This window comes from Bordetella sp. FB-8, from assembly GCF_000382185.1.
Lineage (GTDB): Bacteria > Pseudomonadota > Gammaproteobacteria > Burkholderiales > Burkholderiaceae_B > Bordetella.
The window spans coordinates 3,681,877-3,694,970 of the sequence record NZ_KB907784.1 but is presented as its reverse complement, the minus strand read 5'-3'; the positions used below and the strand labels follow the sequence as shown (position 1 = coordinate 3,694,970).

14 protein-coding genes are annotated in these 13,094 nt (G+C 64.4%); 8 read left to right on the top strand and 6 right to left on the bottom strand.

The features are described from left to right. The first annotated feature begins 103 nt into the window (after positions 1 to 103). The 4 genes from H143_RS0117605 (at position 104) to H143_RS22565 (ending at position 3,261) form a co-directional block, all read left to right on the top strand. Positions 104 to 445, top strand: a complete 342-nt coding sequence (locus tag H143_RS0117605) for a transposase (protein ID WP_155803433.1) — start codon at positions 104 to 106, stop codon at positions 443 to 445. After that, a complete protein-coding gene (gene tnpB, locus H143_RS0117600) occupies positions 433 to 777 on the top strand; it encodes an IS66 family insertion sequence element accessory protein TnpB (RefSeq protein ID WP_155803432.1) in 345 nt (114 codons plus the stop codon). The genes H143_RS0117605 and tnpB overlap by 13 nt, the downstream gene beginning before the upstream one ends. 62 nt (positions 778 to 839) lie before the next feature. Next, positions 840 to 2,459 carry an IS66 family transposase gene (locus H143_RS0117595; protein WP_019939579.1) on the top strand — a complete coding sequence of 540 codons (1,620 nt, stop codon included), beginning with the start codon at positions 840 to 842 and terminating at the stop codon, positions 2,457 to 2,459. A 127-nt stretch (positions 2,460 to 2,586) separates the two neighbouring features. Continuing rightward, the gene (locus H143_RS22565; protein ID WP_155803431.1) at positions 2,587 to 3,261 is read left to right on the top strand and encodes a hypothetical protein; all 675 of its coding nucleotides are present in this window, start codon (positions 2,587 to 2,589) and stop codon (positions 3,259 to 3,261) included. Positions 3,262 to 3,840: 579 nt separating this feature from the next. Here H143_RS22565 and H143_RS0117585 read toward each other — a convergent pair. From H143_RS0117585 to H143_RS0117565, 5 genes are all read right to left on the bottom strand, one after another. After that, the gene (locus H143_RS0117585) at positions 3,841 to 4,836 is read right to left on the bottom strand and encodes a 2-dehydropantoate 2-reductase (protein ID WP_019939577.1); all 996 of its coding nucleotides are present in this window, start codon (positions 4,834 to 4,836) and stop codon (positions 3,841 to 3,843) included. A 13-nt stretch (positions 4,837 to 4,849) separates the two neighbouring features. Further along, positions 4,850 to 5,677, bottom strand: a complete 828-nt coding sequence (locus H143_RS0117580; protein WP_155803430.1) for a class II aldolase/adducin family protein — start codon at positions 5,675 to 5,677, stop codon at positions 4,850 to 4,852. Next, positions 5,607 to 5,993 carry a thioredoxin gene (gene trxA, locus H143_RS0117575; protein ID WP_019939575.1) on the bottom strand — a complete coding sequence of 129 codons (387 nt, stop codon included), beginning with the start codon at positions 5,991 to 5,993 and terminating at the stop codon, positions 5,607 to 5,609. The genes H143_RS0117580 and trxA overlap by 71 nt, the downstream gene beginning before the upstream one ends. Positions 5,994 to 6,091: 98 nt before the next feature. Beyond that, a complete protein-coding gene (locus H143_RS0117570) occupies positions 6,092 to 7,096 on the bottom strand; it encodes an LLM class flavin-dependent oxidoreductase (RefSeq protein ID WP_019939574.1) in 1,005 nt (334 codons plus the stop codon). Between the two features lie 3 nt (positions 7,097 to 7,099). Next, positions 7,100 to 8,392, bottom strand: coding sequence for an NCS2 family permease (locus H143_RS0117565; protein WP_019939573.1), 1,293 nt, complete (start codon positions 8,390 to 8,392; stop codon positions 7,100 to 7,102). 63 nt (positions 8,393 to 8,455) lie between these two features. On the opposite strand from H143_RS0117565, the gene tsaD reads away from it, so the two are divergent. Further along, positions 8,456 to 9,496, top strand: a complete 1,041-nt coding sequence (gene tsaD, locus H143_RS0117560; protein ID WP_019939572.1) for a tRNA (adenosine(37)-N6)-threonylcarbamoyltransferase complex transferase subunit TsaD — start codon at positions 8,456 to 8,458, stop codon at positions 9,494 to 9,496. Positions 9,497 to 9,708: 212 nt separating this feature from the next. Here the strand turns inward: tsaD and plsY are convergent, their stop codons facing one another. Then, positions 9,709 to 10,350 carry a glycerol-3-phosphate 1-O-acyltransferase PlsY gene (plsY, locus tag H143_RS0117555; protein ID WP_019939571.1) on the bottom strand — a complete coding sequence of 214 codons (642 nt, stop codon included), beginning with the start codon at positions 10,348 to 10,350 and terminating at the stop codon, positions 9,709 to 9,711. 188 nt (positions 10,351 to 10,538) lie between these two features. Between plsY and surE the strand changes: the two genes are divergently transcribed. From surE to H143_RS0117540, 3 genes are all read left to right on the top strand, one after another. Continuing rightward, complete coding sequence (surE, locus tag H143_RS0117550) at positions 10,539 to 11,291, top strand: 5'/3'-nucleotidase SurE (protein WP_019939570.1); 753 nt, start codon at positions 10,539 to 10,541, stop codon at positions 11,289 to 11,291. A gap of 64 nt (positions 11,292 to 11,355) precedes the next feature. Continuing rightward, positions 11,356 to 12,147, top strand: a complete 792-nt coding sequence (locus tag H143_RS0117545) for a protein-L-isoaspartate(D-aspartate) O-methyltransferase (protein WP_051094511.1) — start codon at positions 11,356 to 11,358, stop codon at positions 12,145 to 12,147. Positions 12,148 to 12,164: 17 nt separating this feature from the next. Then, positions 12,165 to 13,094: a peptidoglycan DD-metalloendopeptidase family protein gene (locus tag H143_RS0117540; RefSeq protein WP_019939568.1), complete on the top strand. Its 930-nt coding sequence runs from the start codon at positions 12,165 to 12,167 to the stop codon at positions 13,092 to 13,094.

Below are 13,094 nucleotides of genomic sequence, written 5' to 3'. Positions count from 1 at the left end.
TATTGAACAGGCCTTATCGGTTTCTAGACTGTAAGCGCCCGGCGAACCCATCTTTTCTGTAGTTTTGTTGTCGGCTAGTGTCCACCTCTTTTAGGTGGACACCATGGCAAGGACAGAATTAAGCGTGGTTCGCCAACGGCGGACATATCCCAAGGCGTTCAAGGCCCAAGTTGTGGCCGAGTGCGGCGAACCGCAATCCTCGATCGCCAGCGTGGCGCTGACGCATGGCCTGAACGCGAACCTGGTGCATAAATGGCTGAGAATTGCCCAAGCGCGAGCAGGTTCTGAGCCGGCCTTTGTGTCGGTGGTGCCGGCAGGCCGGACGCAAGGGGTGGGGCAGCCGATAGAACTGGAGATCAGGCGAGGCGGCGTGCAAGTCTCTGTACGTTGGCCTGCCAGCGACGCGATCGCCTGCGCGGCCTGGCTGAGCGAGTGGTTGAAGTGATCCGCGTCGATGCGATCTGGCTGGCAACGCAGCCGTTGGACATGCGTGCCGGTGCCGACAAGGCCCTGGCGCGCGTGGTAGCGGTGTTCGGCGCAGCCCGCCCGCATCATGCCTACTGCTTTACGAACAAGCGCGCCAACCGCATGAAGGTGCTGGTGCATGATGGCATCGGTGTGTGGCTGGCGGCGCGGCGCTTGAACCGAGGCAAGTTCACTTGGGCGACAGAGCTTCACGGCCCGCAGGTGGGCCTGGATGCCGAACAGTGGCAAGCTCTGGTGCTGGGCCTGCCATGGCAACACGTGGGTCAGGCGGGCACGATATCGGTGCTGTAGCGAAGGGCAATCGGGCAAGACGCCAATGGTGCCGGCTCTGAGGCTGGGCGATACTTGCACCCATGAACACGGCAGCTCCTTCCCTGGACGATCTGGACGCGCAACAACTGCGTGCGCTGGCGGCCGAGTTGATGGGCACGCTGGCGCGTAAAGATGAAGCGATCGCGCAGCACGAAGCCGAACAGATACGCAAAGATGAAGCCATTGCTCGTCACGAAGCCGAGCAAGCCCGCCAATTGCAAGTCCTGCTGCACAAGCAGACGCACATTGACCAACTGACGCAGGAACTGGCGCTCTATAAGCGCTGGCGCTACGGGCGTCGCAGCGAACAGCTCGATGCCGCGCAAGGCAGCCTGCTGGAAGAGACGATGGACGCGGACATGGCGAGCATCGAGGAAGAACTCGATGCCATCCGTGAGAAGGTGGCCGGCCACCCCGTCGAGCGTCAGCAACCGCGCCGCATGCGCCTGCCGTCGTCGTTGCCGCGCACCGAGATCCACCACGAACCCGAGTCCACGACGTGCCGCTGCGGCTGCACCCTGCAACGCATCGGCCAGGACACGAGCGATCGGCTGGACTACACGCCCGGCATCTTTACCGTCGAGCACCACATCCGGGGCAAGTGGGTGTGCCAGCACTGCGAGACGCTGGTCCAGGCACCGATCCCCGCGCAGATCATCGACAAGGGCATCCCCACCGCGGGCCTGTTGGCCCAGGTGCTGGTGGCCAAGTACGCCGATCACCTGCCGCTGTATCGCCAGGAAGGGATCTTTAGCCGTGCGGGTCTGGCGCTGCCGCGCTCGACTCTGGGCCAGTGGGTCGGCATCTGCGGGCTGCGCTTGCAGCCGCTGGTCGATGCGCTCAAGGCCGAGGTGCTCGAGCGGGGCGTGCTGCATGCCGACGAGACGCCGGTGCAGATGCTCAAGCCCGGCAACGGCAAGACGCATCGGGCCTACCTGTGGGCCTACACGCCAACGGCCTACGACAGCCTGCGGGCGGTGCTCTACGACTTTACGCCCAGTCGCGCGGGCGAGCACTGCCGCACATTCCTGGATGACTGGCGCGGCAAGCTGGTGACCGACGACTACTCGGGCTACAAGGCGGGCTTCGCGGCGGGGATCACGGAACTCGGCTGCATGGCTCATGCCCGGCGTAAGTTCCACGAACTGCACGCTAACCATCAGAGCCAGATCGCCGGCGAGGCGCTGGAGTTGTTCGGGGCACTGTACGGGGTGGAGCGCGAGGCGCAACACTTCGATCCTGATCGAAGGCGAACACGACGCCAGGAACAAGCCAAACCGATCGCCGATACGCTGCATCGCTGGTTGATCGCGCAGCGCCTGCGCGTGCCCGATGGCTCGGGCACGGCCCGCGCCATCGACTACAGCCTCAAGCGTTGGGAGGCGCTTACGCGCTATCTCGACGACGGCCATGCACCGATCGACAACAACTGGGTCGAGAACCAGATCCGGCCTTGGGCTATCGGACGCTCGAACTGGTTGTTTGCGGGATCGCTGCGCGGCGGCCAGCGCGCGGCCGCGATCATGAGCCTGATCCAGTCGGCACGACTGAACGGGCATGATCCCTATGCTTACCTCAAGGACGTGCTCAACCGTCTACCGACTCAGAAAAACCATTTGATCGGCGATCTGTTGCCGCATCGGCGGCAACCTGCCGCCTGAACTCAACCGTCAAGACGGGTTCGCCGGGCGCTTACTCTAGACTATGCAAATAATACGTATTGCTGGCCGTGTCTTACCAGAATCTCTTAAGGTATCTGTATATTTTCCTGGCCCTATAAACTGGAAAATGGAAGAATCCAACATCACACTCGAATTTCAAATCGAAATTAAAAATTCGAACGTGGAGGTTATTTGCCAGCTAGAAGAATGGAGATCTGAGCTCTGGCCTGAAATCTATCGCCGCGCACTAGATTTGTGCCGAGCCATGGTTGATCTGGTTGGATTCAGGAAGGGCTGGGGGGTAAGTGTCATTCTTGAAACACGTATTGAACCTGATGGCGAAAAATTATCGATTGCACAAACGGACGATGCACTTTCAAAAATTTGTACGGCCTACACGCTTGAAGATGGATTTGGAAAGGTATGTGCAGAAGTCATAAAAAATCCGCAGCTCTTTATGGCGCTACGCGAGTTGATCACTGCCATTTCGTTACCCCATGTCTCACCCGTGGAATGCGCTCGATCGATGGATAGGCTGAAGCATTTGGTTGTAAAGCCAGGTACGAAGGACGGTGTAGCTTGGGAGCAATTCAGAACGACACTGCGAATCGGCGAAGACTATTTGAGGTTCATTACAGACACATCAAAAAATCATCGCCACGGTCACCCTGGATACACACCAGGAACAGTGACCTCAGAAGTTGTGCGTCGTTCGTGGGTCATCATGAATCGCTTCTTCGAGTACCTCTTAAGTGGTTCCCAAACACTAGATCCGGGGGCTTTCCCGATGATCGTCGAATAGATCTTCTCAGACACCACTAATGGAATAACGACTTTGCGTAGCGTGAAGTCCCACTCTTCTTTTCGCCCGACTTGCACGGGCTCTTCAGCAAGGTATCCCTGGAAGGGAGGTGGGCCTCCCAAAACGCGATGAAACGCCTTTTGATGCGTATTGCAGATGCGACTACCTCATTAATAGCCTTCTTCACCATAAGCAATCCCTCCTTTCCACTGAATGTAGACAGCCAAGCAATTAACTCCGAAGTGACAAATCCCACAATAAAACTCGTGGGGTCAAAACAAAGATAAACATAGCCCGCCATCATCAGTCTCAGGAGGCCACCTCTGAGAGACACAAAGTGTGTTTCGGCTCGTTCATTTTATCGCCAAAGCAATGGCAGGTGCGCAGGGTTGCGTCTTAGGATCGCCGAATGACCGATACGGGTCGAAAACGGACTGCCGCGGACATATGCTGCATGAGCTGAACAGGACCAGAATGCCCAAGAACTCTGGTCTATTCAGTGCTTGATATTCCTCGTATCCCCTTGCAAGCAGGGGAGCGAGCGAGACTCGAACCCGCGTAGCGGTTCAGGAGTCCGTATCAGTCGTACAGCCCCAGCGAGCGCGCATACAGTCGCGTCAGGCCGAACAGCGCATCGATATTCGGCGTTTCGAACTTCACGTGCCGGGCAATATCGCGCACGGTGCCGACCAGCGCATCGAGTTCTATCTTGCGGTTCGATTCGACATCCTGCAGCATCGACGTCCGAAACGCCCCCAGCTTGCGCGTGACGGCATGGCGGTCCTGCGGCGTGCCGGGGATGTTGATGCCGATGCGCCGGCCGATTTCCCAGGCTTCGAGCATGCAGCGCGAGGCGAACTCGCGCACCGGTTCGTCGTCGACGATGCGGTCGGCCGTGGCGTGCGTGATCGCCGAGATCGAATTGATCGTCATATTGCCCAGCAGCTTGAACCAGATGTCGTGCTGGATGCGCTCGGCCGCGTCGATCTCGAAACCCGCGCAGCGCAGGGCGGCGATGGCCGCTTGCGCGCGCGGCGTGTCGGCGCCGCCCGCGGGCTCGCCGATGATCAGGCGCTTGCCGGCCACGAGCCGCACCACGCCCGGTTCGGGCGTGGCCGCGGACAGGTGCACCACGCAGCCCAGGACGCGCGCAGTGGGAATGGCGGCGGCGATGCTGCCGTCGGCATCGGCCGAGGGCAGGGGCGTGCCGGCCAGCTCGGGAGCCAGCCCGTGAAAGAACCACCACGGCACGCCGTTCATGGCCGAGAGCACGGTGGTGTCGGGCCCCAGCAGCGGGGCGATGCGCCGCGCCACGTCGGGCAGGGCGGTGCTCTTGACCGCGACGACGACCAGGTCCTGCGGGCCGAGCTCGGCCGGGTCTTCGACGGCGCGTATCGCGATCTGGCGCGAGCGCGGCGCGCCGTCCACGGTTTCGGTCAGGGTCAGGCCGTTCTTGCGCACCGCGTCCAGCGTGGCGCCGGGGCGCAGCACCGCGCTGACGTCCTCGCCCGCGGCCGCGAGCCAGCCGCCCATCATGCCGCCGATGGCGCCCAGCCCGTAGATGCAGATCTTCATGCCCGGCCCTTGCTCAGTATTTGTAGGAATCGTCGATGCGGTCGATCTGGCGGATCAGTGCGTCGAACGAATCGCGCCCGGCGCCGAAACGCACGTCGAATTGCAATGCGTCCTGGCTGCACTGTTTCTGGATATCGACCGGAATGGGCGTGGTCGGCCCCAGCGCGGCGCCGGCCACCTGCAGCTCGCAGGCGCGGTTCAGCGTCCACATGTAGCTGAAGGCCTGCGGCAGATTGATGCCCCAGGCCAGCAGCCCGTGATTGCGCAGGATCACGGCCTGGCGGTTGCCGATGGAGCGCACCACGCGCGGGCCTTCGTCGGCGTGCACAGTGATGCCTTCGAAGTCGTGATAGGCCACGCGGTCGTACAGCATGGCCGCGTAGAAGTTGGACATGTCCAGCCCGGCCTGGCTGTTGGCCACCGCGCAGCCCGCCGTGGTGTGGGTGTGCATGACGCAGTGCGCCTCGGCGATGCCCTGGTGGATGGCCGAATGCAGCGTGAAGCCCGCGGGGTTCACCGGCCATTGCGAGTCGCCGATGATGCGGCCTTCCAGGTCGATCTTGACCAGGTTGGAGGCGGTCACCTCGCTGTAGTGCAGGCCAAACGGATTGATCAGGAAATGCCGCTGCGGGCCGGGGATGCGCAGCGTGATGTGGTTGTAGATGAGCTCGGTCCAGCCCAGCATCGCGAAAATGCGATAGCAGGCCGCCAGTTCCAGGCGCAGGGTGCGTTCTTCGGTGGTTATCTTGTCCATGGCGGCCTCGCTGCGCTTAACTCTGGGCCTGGTCGGCCTTGGCACGCGCCTCGGCGATCTCTTGGTGGACCTGGGCCATGTCGACATTCTTGACCTGATCGAGCAGCTCGTTGAGCTGGCCTGCCGATAGGGCGCCAGGCTGCGAGAACAGCATCACCTGCTCGCGAAATACCATCAGCGTGGGAATCGAGCGAATGTTCAGGGCGCCCGCCAGTTCCTGCTCGAGATCGGTGTTGATCTTGGCGAAGGTCACCTCGGGATGCGCCTCGGAGGCTTTCTCGAACACCGGCGCGAAGCCGCGGCAGGGGCCGCACCAGGGTGCCCAGAAATCGACGATCAGCGTGCCGTCGGGTTTTTCCACGGCTGCCTGGAAGGTGTCTTGGGTCAGTTCGACGATACTCATGGCCTTGTCCTTGCCGCGCAGGGGGCGCGGATGAGAAGTGGGGGCGGGCGTGCCGGAACATCCGGGCTTGCCCGCACGCTAATACGTTAACAGGTTAATTAGTTCGCCTGCTTGAGCGCCGCGACGATTTCATACGAGCGTAGCCGATCTTCCAGGCGATAGAAGTCGGAGACGACCATGATTTCGTCTGCATGGGTGTCGGCAAGCAGGTTTTGCAGGCCGCGGCGCACCGTGTCCGGCCCGCCCACGATCGCTGCGCCCAGGCGCTGCGCCACCGCTTCGCGCTCTCCGGGGGTCCACAGGCCGTCCATGCTGGCCACGGGCGGCTGCAGAGGGCGGCGGTGATTGCGCACCATGCCCAGGAATTTCTGCTGCTGAGTGGTCGCGAGAAACTGCGCCTGTTCGTCGGTATCGGCCGCGACTACTGGCACGCCTACCATCGCGTAGGGTTTTTGCAGCGTCGCGGACGGCTTGAAGAGATGCCGGTACAGCCGCATGGCTGCCATGCCTTCGGGCGAGAAATGGCCGGCGAAGGAAAAGGGCAGGCCCAACTCGGCCGCCAGGCGCGCGCTGAAATCGCTCGAACCCAGCAGCCAGATGGGAATCTGGGTCAGGCCTTCGCCGGGATAGGCATGTACCGCCTGGCTCACCTGCGGTTCGGCCAGAAAGCCACGCAACTCTTCCAGCAGCTCGGGAAAATCCATGCCGCTGTGGGGTCCGCGGCGCAGCGCGCGCTGGGTCAGGCCGTCGCTGCCGGGCGCCCGGCCCAGGCCCAGGTCGATGCGGCCGGGAAAGAGCGACTCCAGCGTGCCGAACTGTTCGGCGATCAGCAGCGGCGCATGGTTGGGCAGCATCACGCCGCCCGAACCTACACGCAGCCGGCTCGTGTGTGCGGCGACCTGTCCGATGAGCACGGCGGTGGCGCTGCTGGCCACCCCCGGTATGTTGTGGTGCTCGGCCAGCCAGAATCGCTGGTAGCCCAGTCCTTCGACGTGCCGGGCCAGTTGCACCGTATTGCGAAAGGCATCGGCGGCCGTGCTTCCTTCGACGATGGGCGCCAGATCCAGCACCGACAAGGGAATCTGTGTCAGGTCGCTGCTCATGGCTCAGCCCGGAAACGCGGCGAAGCGGATGATGAACAGCGCCGACACCAGCCAGGTCGCCGCATGGACCTCTCGGATGCGGCCGGTGAAGGCCTTGAGCACGGCGTAGCTGATGAAGCCGAAGGCCAGACCGTTGGCGATAGAGTAGGTAAACGGCATGATCAAGGCGGTGAGCGCGGCCGGCGTAGCCTCGGTCACGTCGCTCCAGTTGATCTCGACCAGTTCGCGCATCATCAGGCCGGCCACGTAGAGCAGGGCCGGGGCCGTGGCGTAGGCAGGCACCGAGCTGGCCAGCGGCGAGACAAAGAGCGCGGCCAGGAACAGCACACCCACCACCAGAGCGGTCAGGCCGGTACGGCCGCCCGCCTGCACGCCCGAGGCGCTTTCGATGTAGGCCGTCGTGCTGCTGGTGCCCAGGAAGGAGCCGAACAGGATGGCGATGCTGTCCGAGAACAGCGCGCGGCCCAAGCGGCCCGGGCGGTCAGGGGTGACCAGGCCGGCGCGTTTGGCGATGCCCATCAGCGTACCGGTGGCATCGAAGATCTCGACCAGCACGAACACCAGGATCACGTGAAAGAAGCCCGTGTTCAACGCGCCGGCGATATCCAGTTTGAACAGCGTGGGCGACAGGCTGGGCGGGGCGGCGAACACGCCGTGGAACTGGTTGTGGCCCAGCAGCATGGACAGCAGGGTGATGGACAGCACGCCGATCAGGATGGCGCCGCGCACGCGCATGGCATCCAGCACGGCGATGATGAAAAAGCCCAGGATGGCGAAGATCGGCCCCGGCGCGCTCAGGTCGCCCAGCGTGACCTTGGTGGCCGGGTTGGCGACGATGATGTCGGCGCTGGACAGGGCGATGATGGCCAGGAACAGTCCAATGCCGGCCGCGATGGCGCTGCGCAGCGAGTTGGGGATGCCCTTGATCAGCCAGGCGCGCACGCCGGTGAGCGTGAGAACGACGAAGATCGCGCCGGAGATGAACACCGCGCCCAGCGCCTGTTCCCACGTGTAGCCCATGCCCTTGACCACGGTGAAGGCGAAGAAGGCGTTCAGGCCCATGCCCGGCGCCATGCCGATGGGCCAGTTGGCGACCAGCGCCATGATGAGTGTGCCGATGGCTGCCGCCAGGCAGGTGGCGACGAAGACCGCGTTGCGGTCCATGCCGGTGGACGAGAGAATGGCGGGGTTGACGAAGATGATGTAGGACATCGTCAGGAAGGTCGTCAATCCCGCTACGATTTCGGTGCGAACCGTGGTGTCGTGCGCGCGTAGTTGAAAGATTTTTTCGAACATGGTCGTCGGCTTTTTTTAGGGTTGGACGGCGCGTATTTTCGCACCGGTTTAAAATCCGAGTCGATGATTATTCTGGGATTCGAAAGTTCCTGCGACGAAACGGGCGTCGCCGCGGTCTGCACCGAGCGCGGCTTGCTGGCGCACGCCCTGCATACGCAGATCGCCATGCACCAGGAATACGGTGGGGTGGTGCCCGAACTGGCCTCGCGCGACCACATCCGGCGCGTCGTGCCGCTCACCCGCCAGGTGCTGGGGCAGGCAGGTCTGGCGCTGGCCGATATCGGCGCCATCGCCTACACCGCCGGCCCCGGGCTGGCGGGCGCGCTCCTGGTGGGCGCCAGCGTGGCCCAGTCGCTGGCCTGGTCGCTGGATCTGCCGGCCATCCCCATTCACCACCTCGAGGGCCATCTGCTCTCGCCGCTGCTGGCCGATCCGTGCCCGGAATTCCCTTTCGTCGCCCTGCTGGTCTCGGGCGGGCACACCCAGCTCATGCGGGTCGACGGGGTGGGGCGCTACCAGCTCCTGGGCGAAACCCTGGACGATGCCGCCGGCGAGGCCTTCGACAAGTCCGCCAAACTCCTGGGCCTGGGCTACCCCGGCGGTCCCGCGCTGTCGCGCCTGGCCCAGCAGGGCGACGTCACCCGCTTTGACCTGCCGCGTCCCATGCTCCACAGCGGCGATCTGGATTTCAGCTTCAGCGGCCTGAAAACCGCAGTGCTGACCCGCGTGAAGGCGGCCGAGCGACAGCCGGGCGGCCTGGACGAGCAGACCCGCGCCGACCTGTCGGCGGCCACCCAGGCGGCCATTGTCGATGTCCTGATCGGCAAGTCGGTCAAGGCGCTCAAGCTAACCGGCCTCAAGCGTCTGGTCGTGGCCGGCGGCGTCGGCGCCAACAGCCTGCTGCGCAGCAAGCTGGCGCAAGCGCTCAAGCCCTTGACGGCGCAAGCCTATTTCCCGCCGCTGGAGCTGTGCACCGACAACGGCGCGATGATCGCCTTTGCGGCCGCCGAGCGCGTCAAACACGGCCTGGCGACCCTGGAAAAGGGAAACCACGCTTTCACCGTGCGCCCGCGCTGGGATCTGGCCGATATTTGCGAGGCCTGAGCCGGGCGACAGCGTTATCGTGCCCCCCGAGGCGTTTTTCGATGGGTCTTACCGGCCGTGCAGCACATCCGGCAGGGCGCCTGCGCCACGGCTTGCGATGGCCTGCTTGCCTGAACCGATGCCTTCGTTCCCGCAGGTGCTAGCCCCGCGGCACAATTGCACCTCGATCTGATTCCGAGGCCGCGCGACTCCAGCGTGCGCCGGGACCCGGCTCATGCTTTTTTCTTCGAACCGATCCTGCTTTCGGTCCCGGCGGCCAGCCGTTGGATGTTCGCCCTGTGCCGATAGATCAGCAGCGCCGCAACGGCCACCAGGGCAGCGGTCACGGGCGGATGCACCGCCCAGCCCAGCCTGGCGCCCAGCAGGTAATACAGCGGCGTGCAGACCGCGGCGATCAACGCCGCCAGCGACGAATACCGGAACACCACGGCCATCGCCAGCCAGGTCAGCGCCACCATCAGCGCCAGCAGGGGTTGTATCGCCAGCAGCACGCCCAGCGCCGTGGCCACGCCCTTGCCCCCCTTGAAGCCCAGGGAAACCGGATACAGATGCCCCAGAAACACCGCCAGGGCCGCCGCCGCATAGACCGGCCATGACAGGTCGGGAGCCAGGTGGCGGGCCAGCCACAGCGCGAACCAGCCCTTGGCCGCGTCGCCCAGCAGCGTCAACGCGGCGGCCGGCTTGCTGCCCGAGCGCAGCACGTTGGTCGCGCCCGGGTTCTTCGACCCGTAGCTGCGCGGATCCTGCAGCCCCATCAGCCGGCTTACCACCACGGCGAAGGGAATCGATCCGATCAGGTAGGCCAGCACGACAAGCGCGGCGGCGAAATAAGGCGAGGAAGCGTCGAAAGCCATGATGAGCCCTGGGCGTGGGAACGGTGCTGCGGATTCTACCGTGTCGCAAACCTGCCGCCGCAGGGGCGGACGCGGCCCGCCTGCCGTACAATCAGTTGCCCTGTGTTGCAAGAGTTCGCCGGGGCTACAGGCTTGCAAGAAGGGCTTGCAAGACGGCTACGCCAGACCTCCCAATTCGAAAACAGACAATGCGCATCCTGGTTTCCAACGACGACGGCTACAACGCGCCGGGAATAGAGGCGCTGGTTCGCGCCTTGTCCGGACTGGGCGAGATCACCGTGGTCGCGCCGGAAACCAATCACAGCGGAGCCTCCAACTCCCTTACGCTCAATCGCCCGCTGTCGGTGCGCACCGCGGCCAACGGTTTTCATTACGTTAACGGCACCCCTTCGGACTGCGTGCATGTGGCGCTGACGGGCGGCCTCATGCCGGACCGTCCCGACCTGGTGGTCTCGGGTATCAACAACGGCGCCAATATGGGCGAGGACACCCTGTACTCCGGCACAGTGGCCGCCGCCAGCGAGGGATACCTTTTCGGCATTCCCTCCATCGCCTTTTCCCTGGCCGAAAAAGGCTGGGCGCACATCGAGGACGCCGCCCGCGCGGCGCGCCAGGTCGTCGAGCGGCAGCTGGCCGCCCCCATGGGGGCCGTGCTGCTCAACGTCAACATACCCAGCCGCCGCTTCGAAGACCTGGCCGGCTATGTCGTCACGCGGCTGGGCAAGCGGCATCCTTCAGAGCCCGTGGTGCGCAGCACCACGCCCTATGGCGACACGGTCTACTGGATAGGGCCGGTGGGCCAGGCCGCCGACGCCGCGCTCGGCACGGATTTTCATGCGGTCGCGCAGGGCTGCGTGGCGCTCACGCCGCTGCGGCTGGACCTGACCCAGCATGAGCAGCTCGATGCCATGCGGGGATGGGCGCGCGGGTTGGCGGCATGAGCGCGCGGCGTGAAGGGGGCGTATGAGCAAGAGTCTGACGCCCGACGAAATCGAACGCCAGGGCATGGCCGGCCGGCGCACAGGCCGCGGCATGACCGGTGTAGGCAAGGGTTTTACGCCGGCCAACAGCAATACACGCATTTCCTCTGGCGCCGTGACGCGTTCGAACAATGCGCCCGCCGCACCGACGGGCTCGCCCAGCGGCGGCAACCTGGGATTGAATTCCGACAGACTGCGCCATGCCATGGTGCAGCGCCTGCGCGCGCAGGGCATCGTCGACGAGCGCGTGCTGAGCGCCATGGCGGTGGTGCCGCGGCACCTTTTCGTCGATGAGGCGCTGGCCAGCCGCGCCTACGAAGACGCGGCCCTGCCGATCGGGCATGGCCAGACCATCTCGCAGCCCTGGGTGGTAGCCCACATGCTCTCGGTCGTCTGCGAAAATCGCCAGCCGGTGCGCGTGCTCGAGGTTGGCGCCGGTTGCGGCTATCAGGCGGCGGTGCTGGCTCAGTTCGTGCGTGAAGTCCACGGCATCGAGCGCATCCGGGGCCTGTACGACCTGGCGCGTGACCGCCTGCGCATCCAGCGGCTTGCGGCCCGCGTCAGGCTGACTCACGGCGATGGCATGCTGGGCCAGCCTGGCTCGGCGCCATTCGATGCTATCGTTGTGGCAGCAGCAGGTCTGGCCATTCCCCATGCTTTGCTGGAACAATTGTCCATGGGCGGTCGCCTGATCGCCCCCGAAGGCGGCGCCGAGCAAAGGCTGGTGCTGATGGAGCGCACCGGGCCGGCCAACTGGAGCCGCCGCGAACTCGATGCGGTGCGCTTCGTGCCCTTGAGGGCTGGAATACAATCTTGAGCAAACAGGAGAATCGTATGCTCGACGGGCAGTTTGCACCGAATCACGCAATACCGCCTGGCGCGTGCGCGCGCTTTACCCATCGAATTTTCCCACTGGCCGCTGTGGCGGCCATGCTGGCGCTGGCCGGATGTTCGTCCACGCCGAACCAGCCGGCGCCCATCGTCAGCCTGGGTCAGTCTTCTTCCGGCGCTACGCCGGGCGGTACCTATGTGGTCAAGCCCGGCGACAGCCTGTTCGGCATCGCCCGGCGCAATAATGTCGATGTCGCCAGCCTCGAACGTGCCAACAACATCACCAATCCCAACCACCTGATCGTCGGTCAGGTGCTCACCCTGCCGGGCGGCGCGGCCGCCGCGCCCGCGGGACCGATGGGGGCTGCGCCGGTGGCGCCCCCTGTCTCCAGCAAACCGCTCGAACCGGTGCCGCTCGGGCAGCCGCCGGCGGGCGGGCAACCGCCCGGGCAACCGGCGCAGCCTCCTGCCAATAACGAGGCCGTGCCTGCCGTGCCGCCTGCAGCGTCGGCGCCCGCGCCGGCGCGCGCCAGCGACGCCAACCTCATTTCCTGGGGATGGCCGGCGCAGGGCAGCGTGATCCAGAAATTCAGCCCTCCCAAGAACCGGGGCATCGACATTTCCGGAAATCCGGGCGATCCGGTCTATGCCGCCGCCGACGGTACGGTGAAATATGCGGGCAACGGCATTCCCGGCCTGGGCAATCTGGTCATCATCGAGCACGCGAACGGTTTCGTGACGGCATACGCCCACAACCAGACCCTGCTGGTCAAGTGCAACCAGGTCGGACAGGACAAGGGTTGCCCCAAGGTCAAGCGGGGCACCAAGATCGCCACGCTGGGTGAGACCGACGCCACCACGCCCATGCTGCATTTCGAGATCCGCAAGCAGGGCGAGCCGGTGGATCCCTTGCAGTATCTGCCGCCGCGGTAA

Coding starts and splice junctions, on each gene's coding strand:
- H143_RS0117605 (WP_155803433.1), top strand. CDS start 104: ATGGCAAGGACAGAATTAAGCGTGGTTCGCCAACGGCGGACATATCCC.
- H143_RS0117595 (WP_019939579.1), top strand. CDS start 840: ATGAACACGGCAGCTCCTTCCCTGGACGATCTGGACGCGCAACAACTG.
- H143_RS22565 (WP_155803431.1), top strand. CDS start 2,587: ATGGAAGAATCCAACATCACACTCGAATTTCAAATCGAAATTAAAAAT.
- H143_RS0117585 (WP_019939577.1), bottom strand. CDS start 4,836: ATGAAGATCTGCATCTACGGGCTGGGCGCCATCGGCGGCATGATGGGC.
- H143_RS0117580 (WP_155803430.1), bottom strand. CDS start 5,677: ATGTCGACATGGCCCAGGTCCACCAAGAGATCGCCGAGGCGCGTGCCA.
- trxA (WP_019939575.1), bottom strand. CDS start 5,993: ATGAGTATCGTCGAACTGACCCAAGACACCTTCCAGGCAGCCGTGGAA.
- H143_RS0117570 (WP_019939574.1), bottom strand. CDS start 7,096: ATGAGCAGCGACCTGACACAGATTCCCTTGTCGGTGCTGGATCTGGCG.
- H143_RS0117565 (WP_019939573.1), bottom strand. CDS start 8,392: ATGTTCGAAAAAATCTTTCAACTACGCGCGCACGACACCACGGTTCGC.
- tsaD (WP_019939572.1), top strand. CDS start 8,456: ATGATTATTCTGGGATTCGAAAGTTCCTGCGACGAAACGGGCGTCGCC.
- plsY (WP_019939571.1), bottom strand. CDS start 10,350: ATGGCTTTCGACGCTTCCTCGCCTTATTTCGCCGCCGCGCTTGTCGTG.
- surE (WP_019939570.1), top strand. CDS start 10,539: ATGCGCATCCTGGTTTCCAACGACGACGGCTACAACGCGCCGGGAATA.
- H143_RS0117545 (WP_051094511.1), top strand. CDS start 11,356: ATGGCCGGCCGGCGCACAGGCCGCGGCATGACCGGTGTAGGCAAGGGT.
- H143_RS0117540 (WP_019939568.1), top strand. CDS start 12,165: ATGCTCGACGGGCAGTTTGCACCGAATCACGCAATACCGCCTGGCGCG.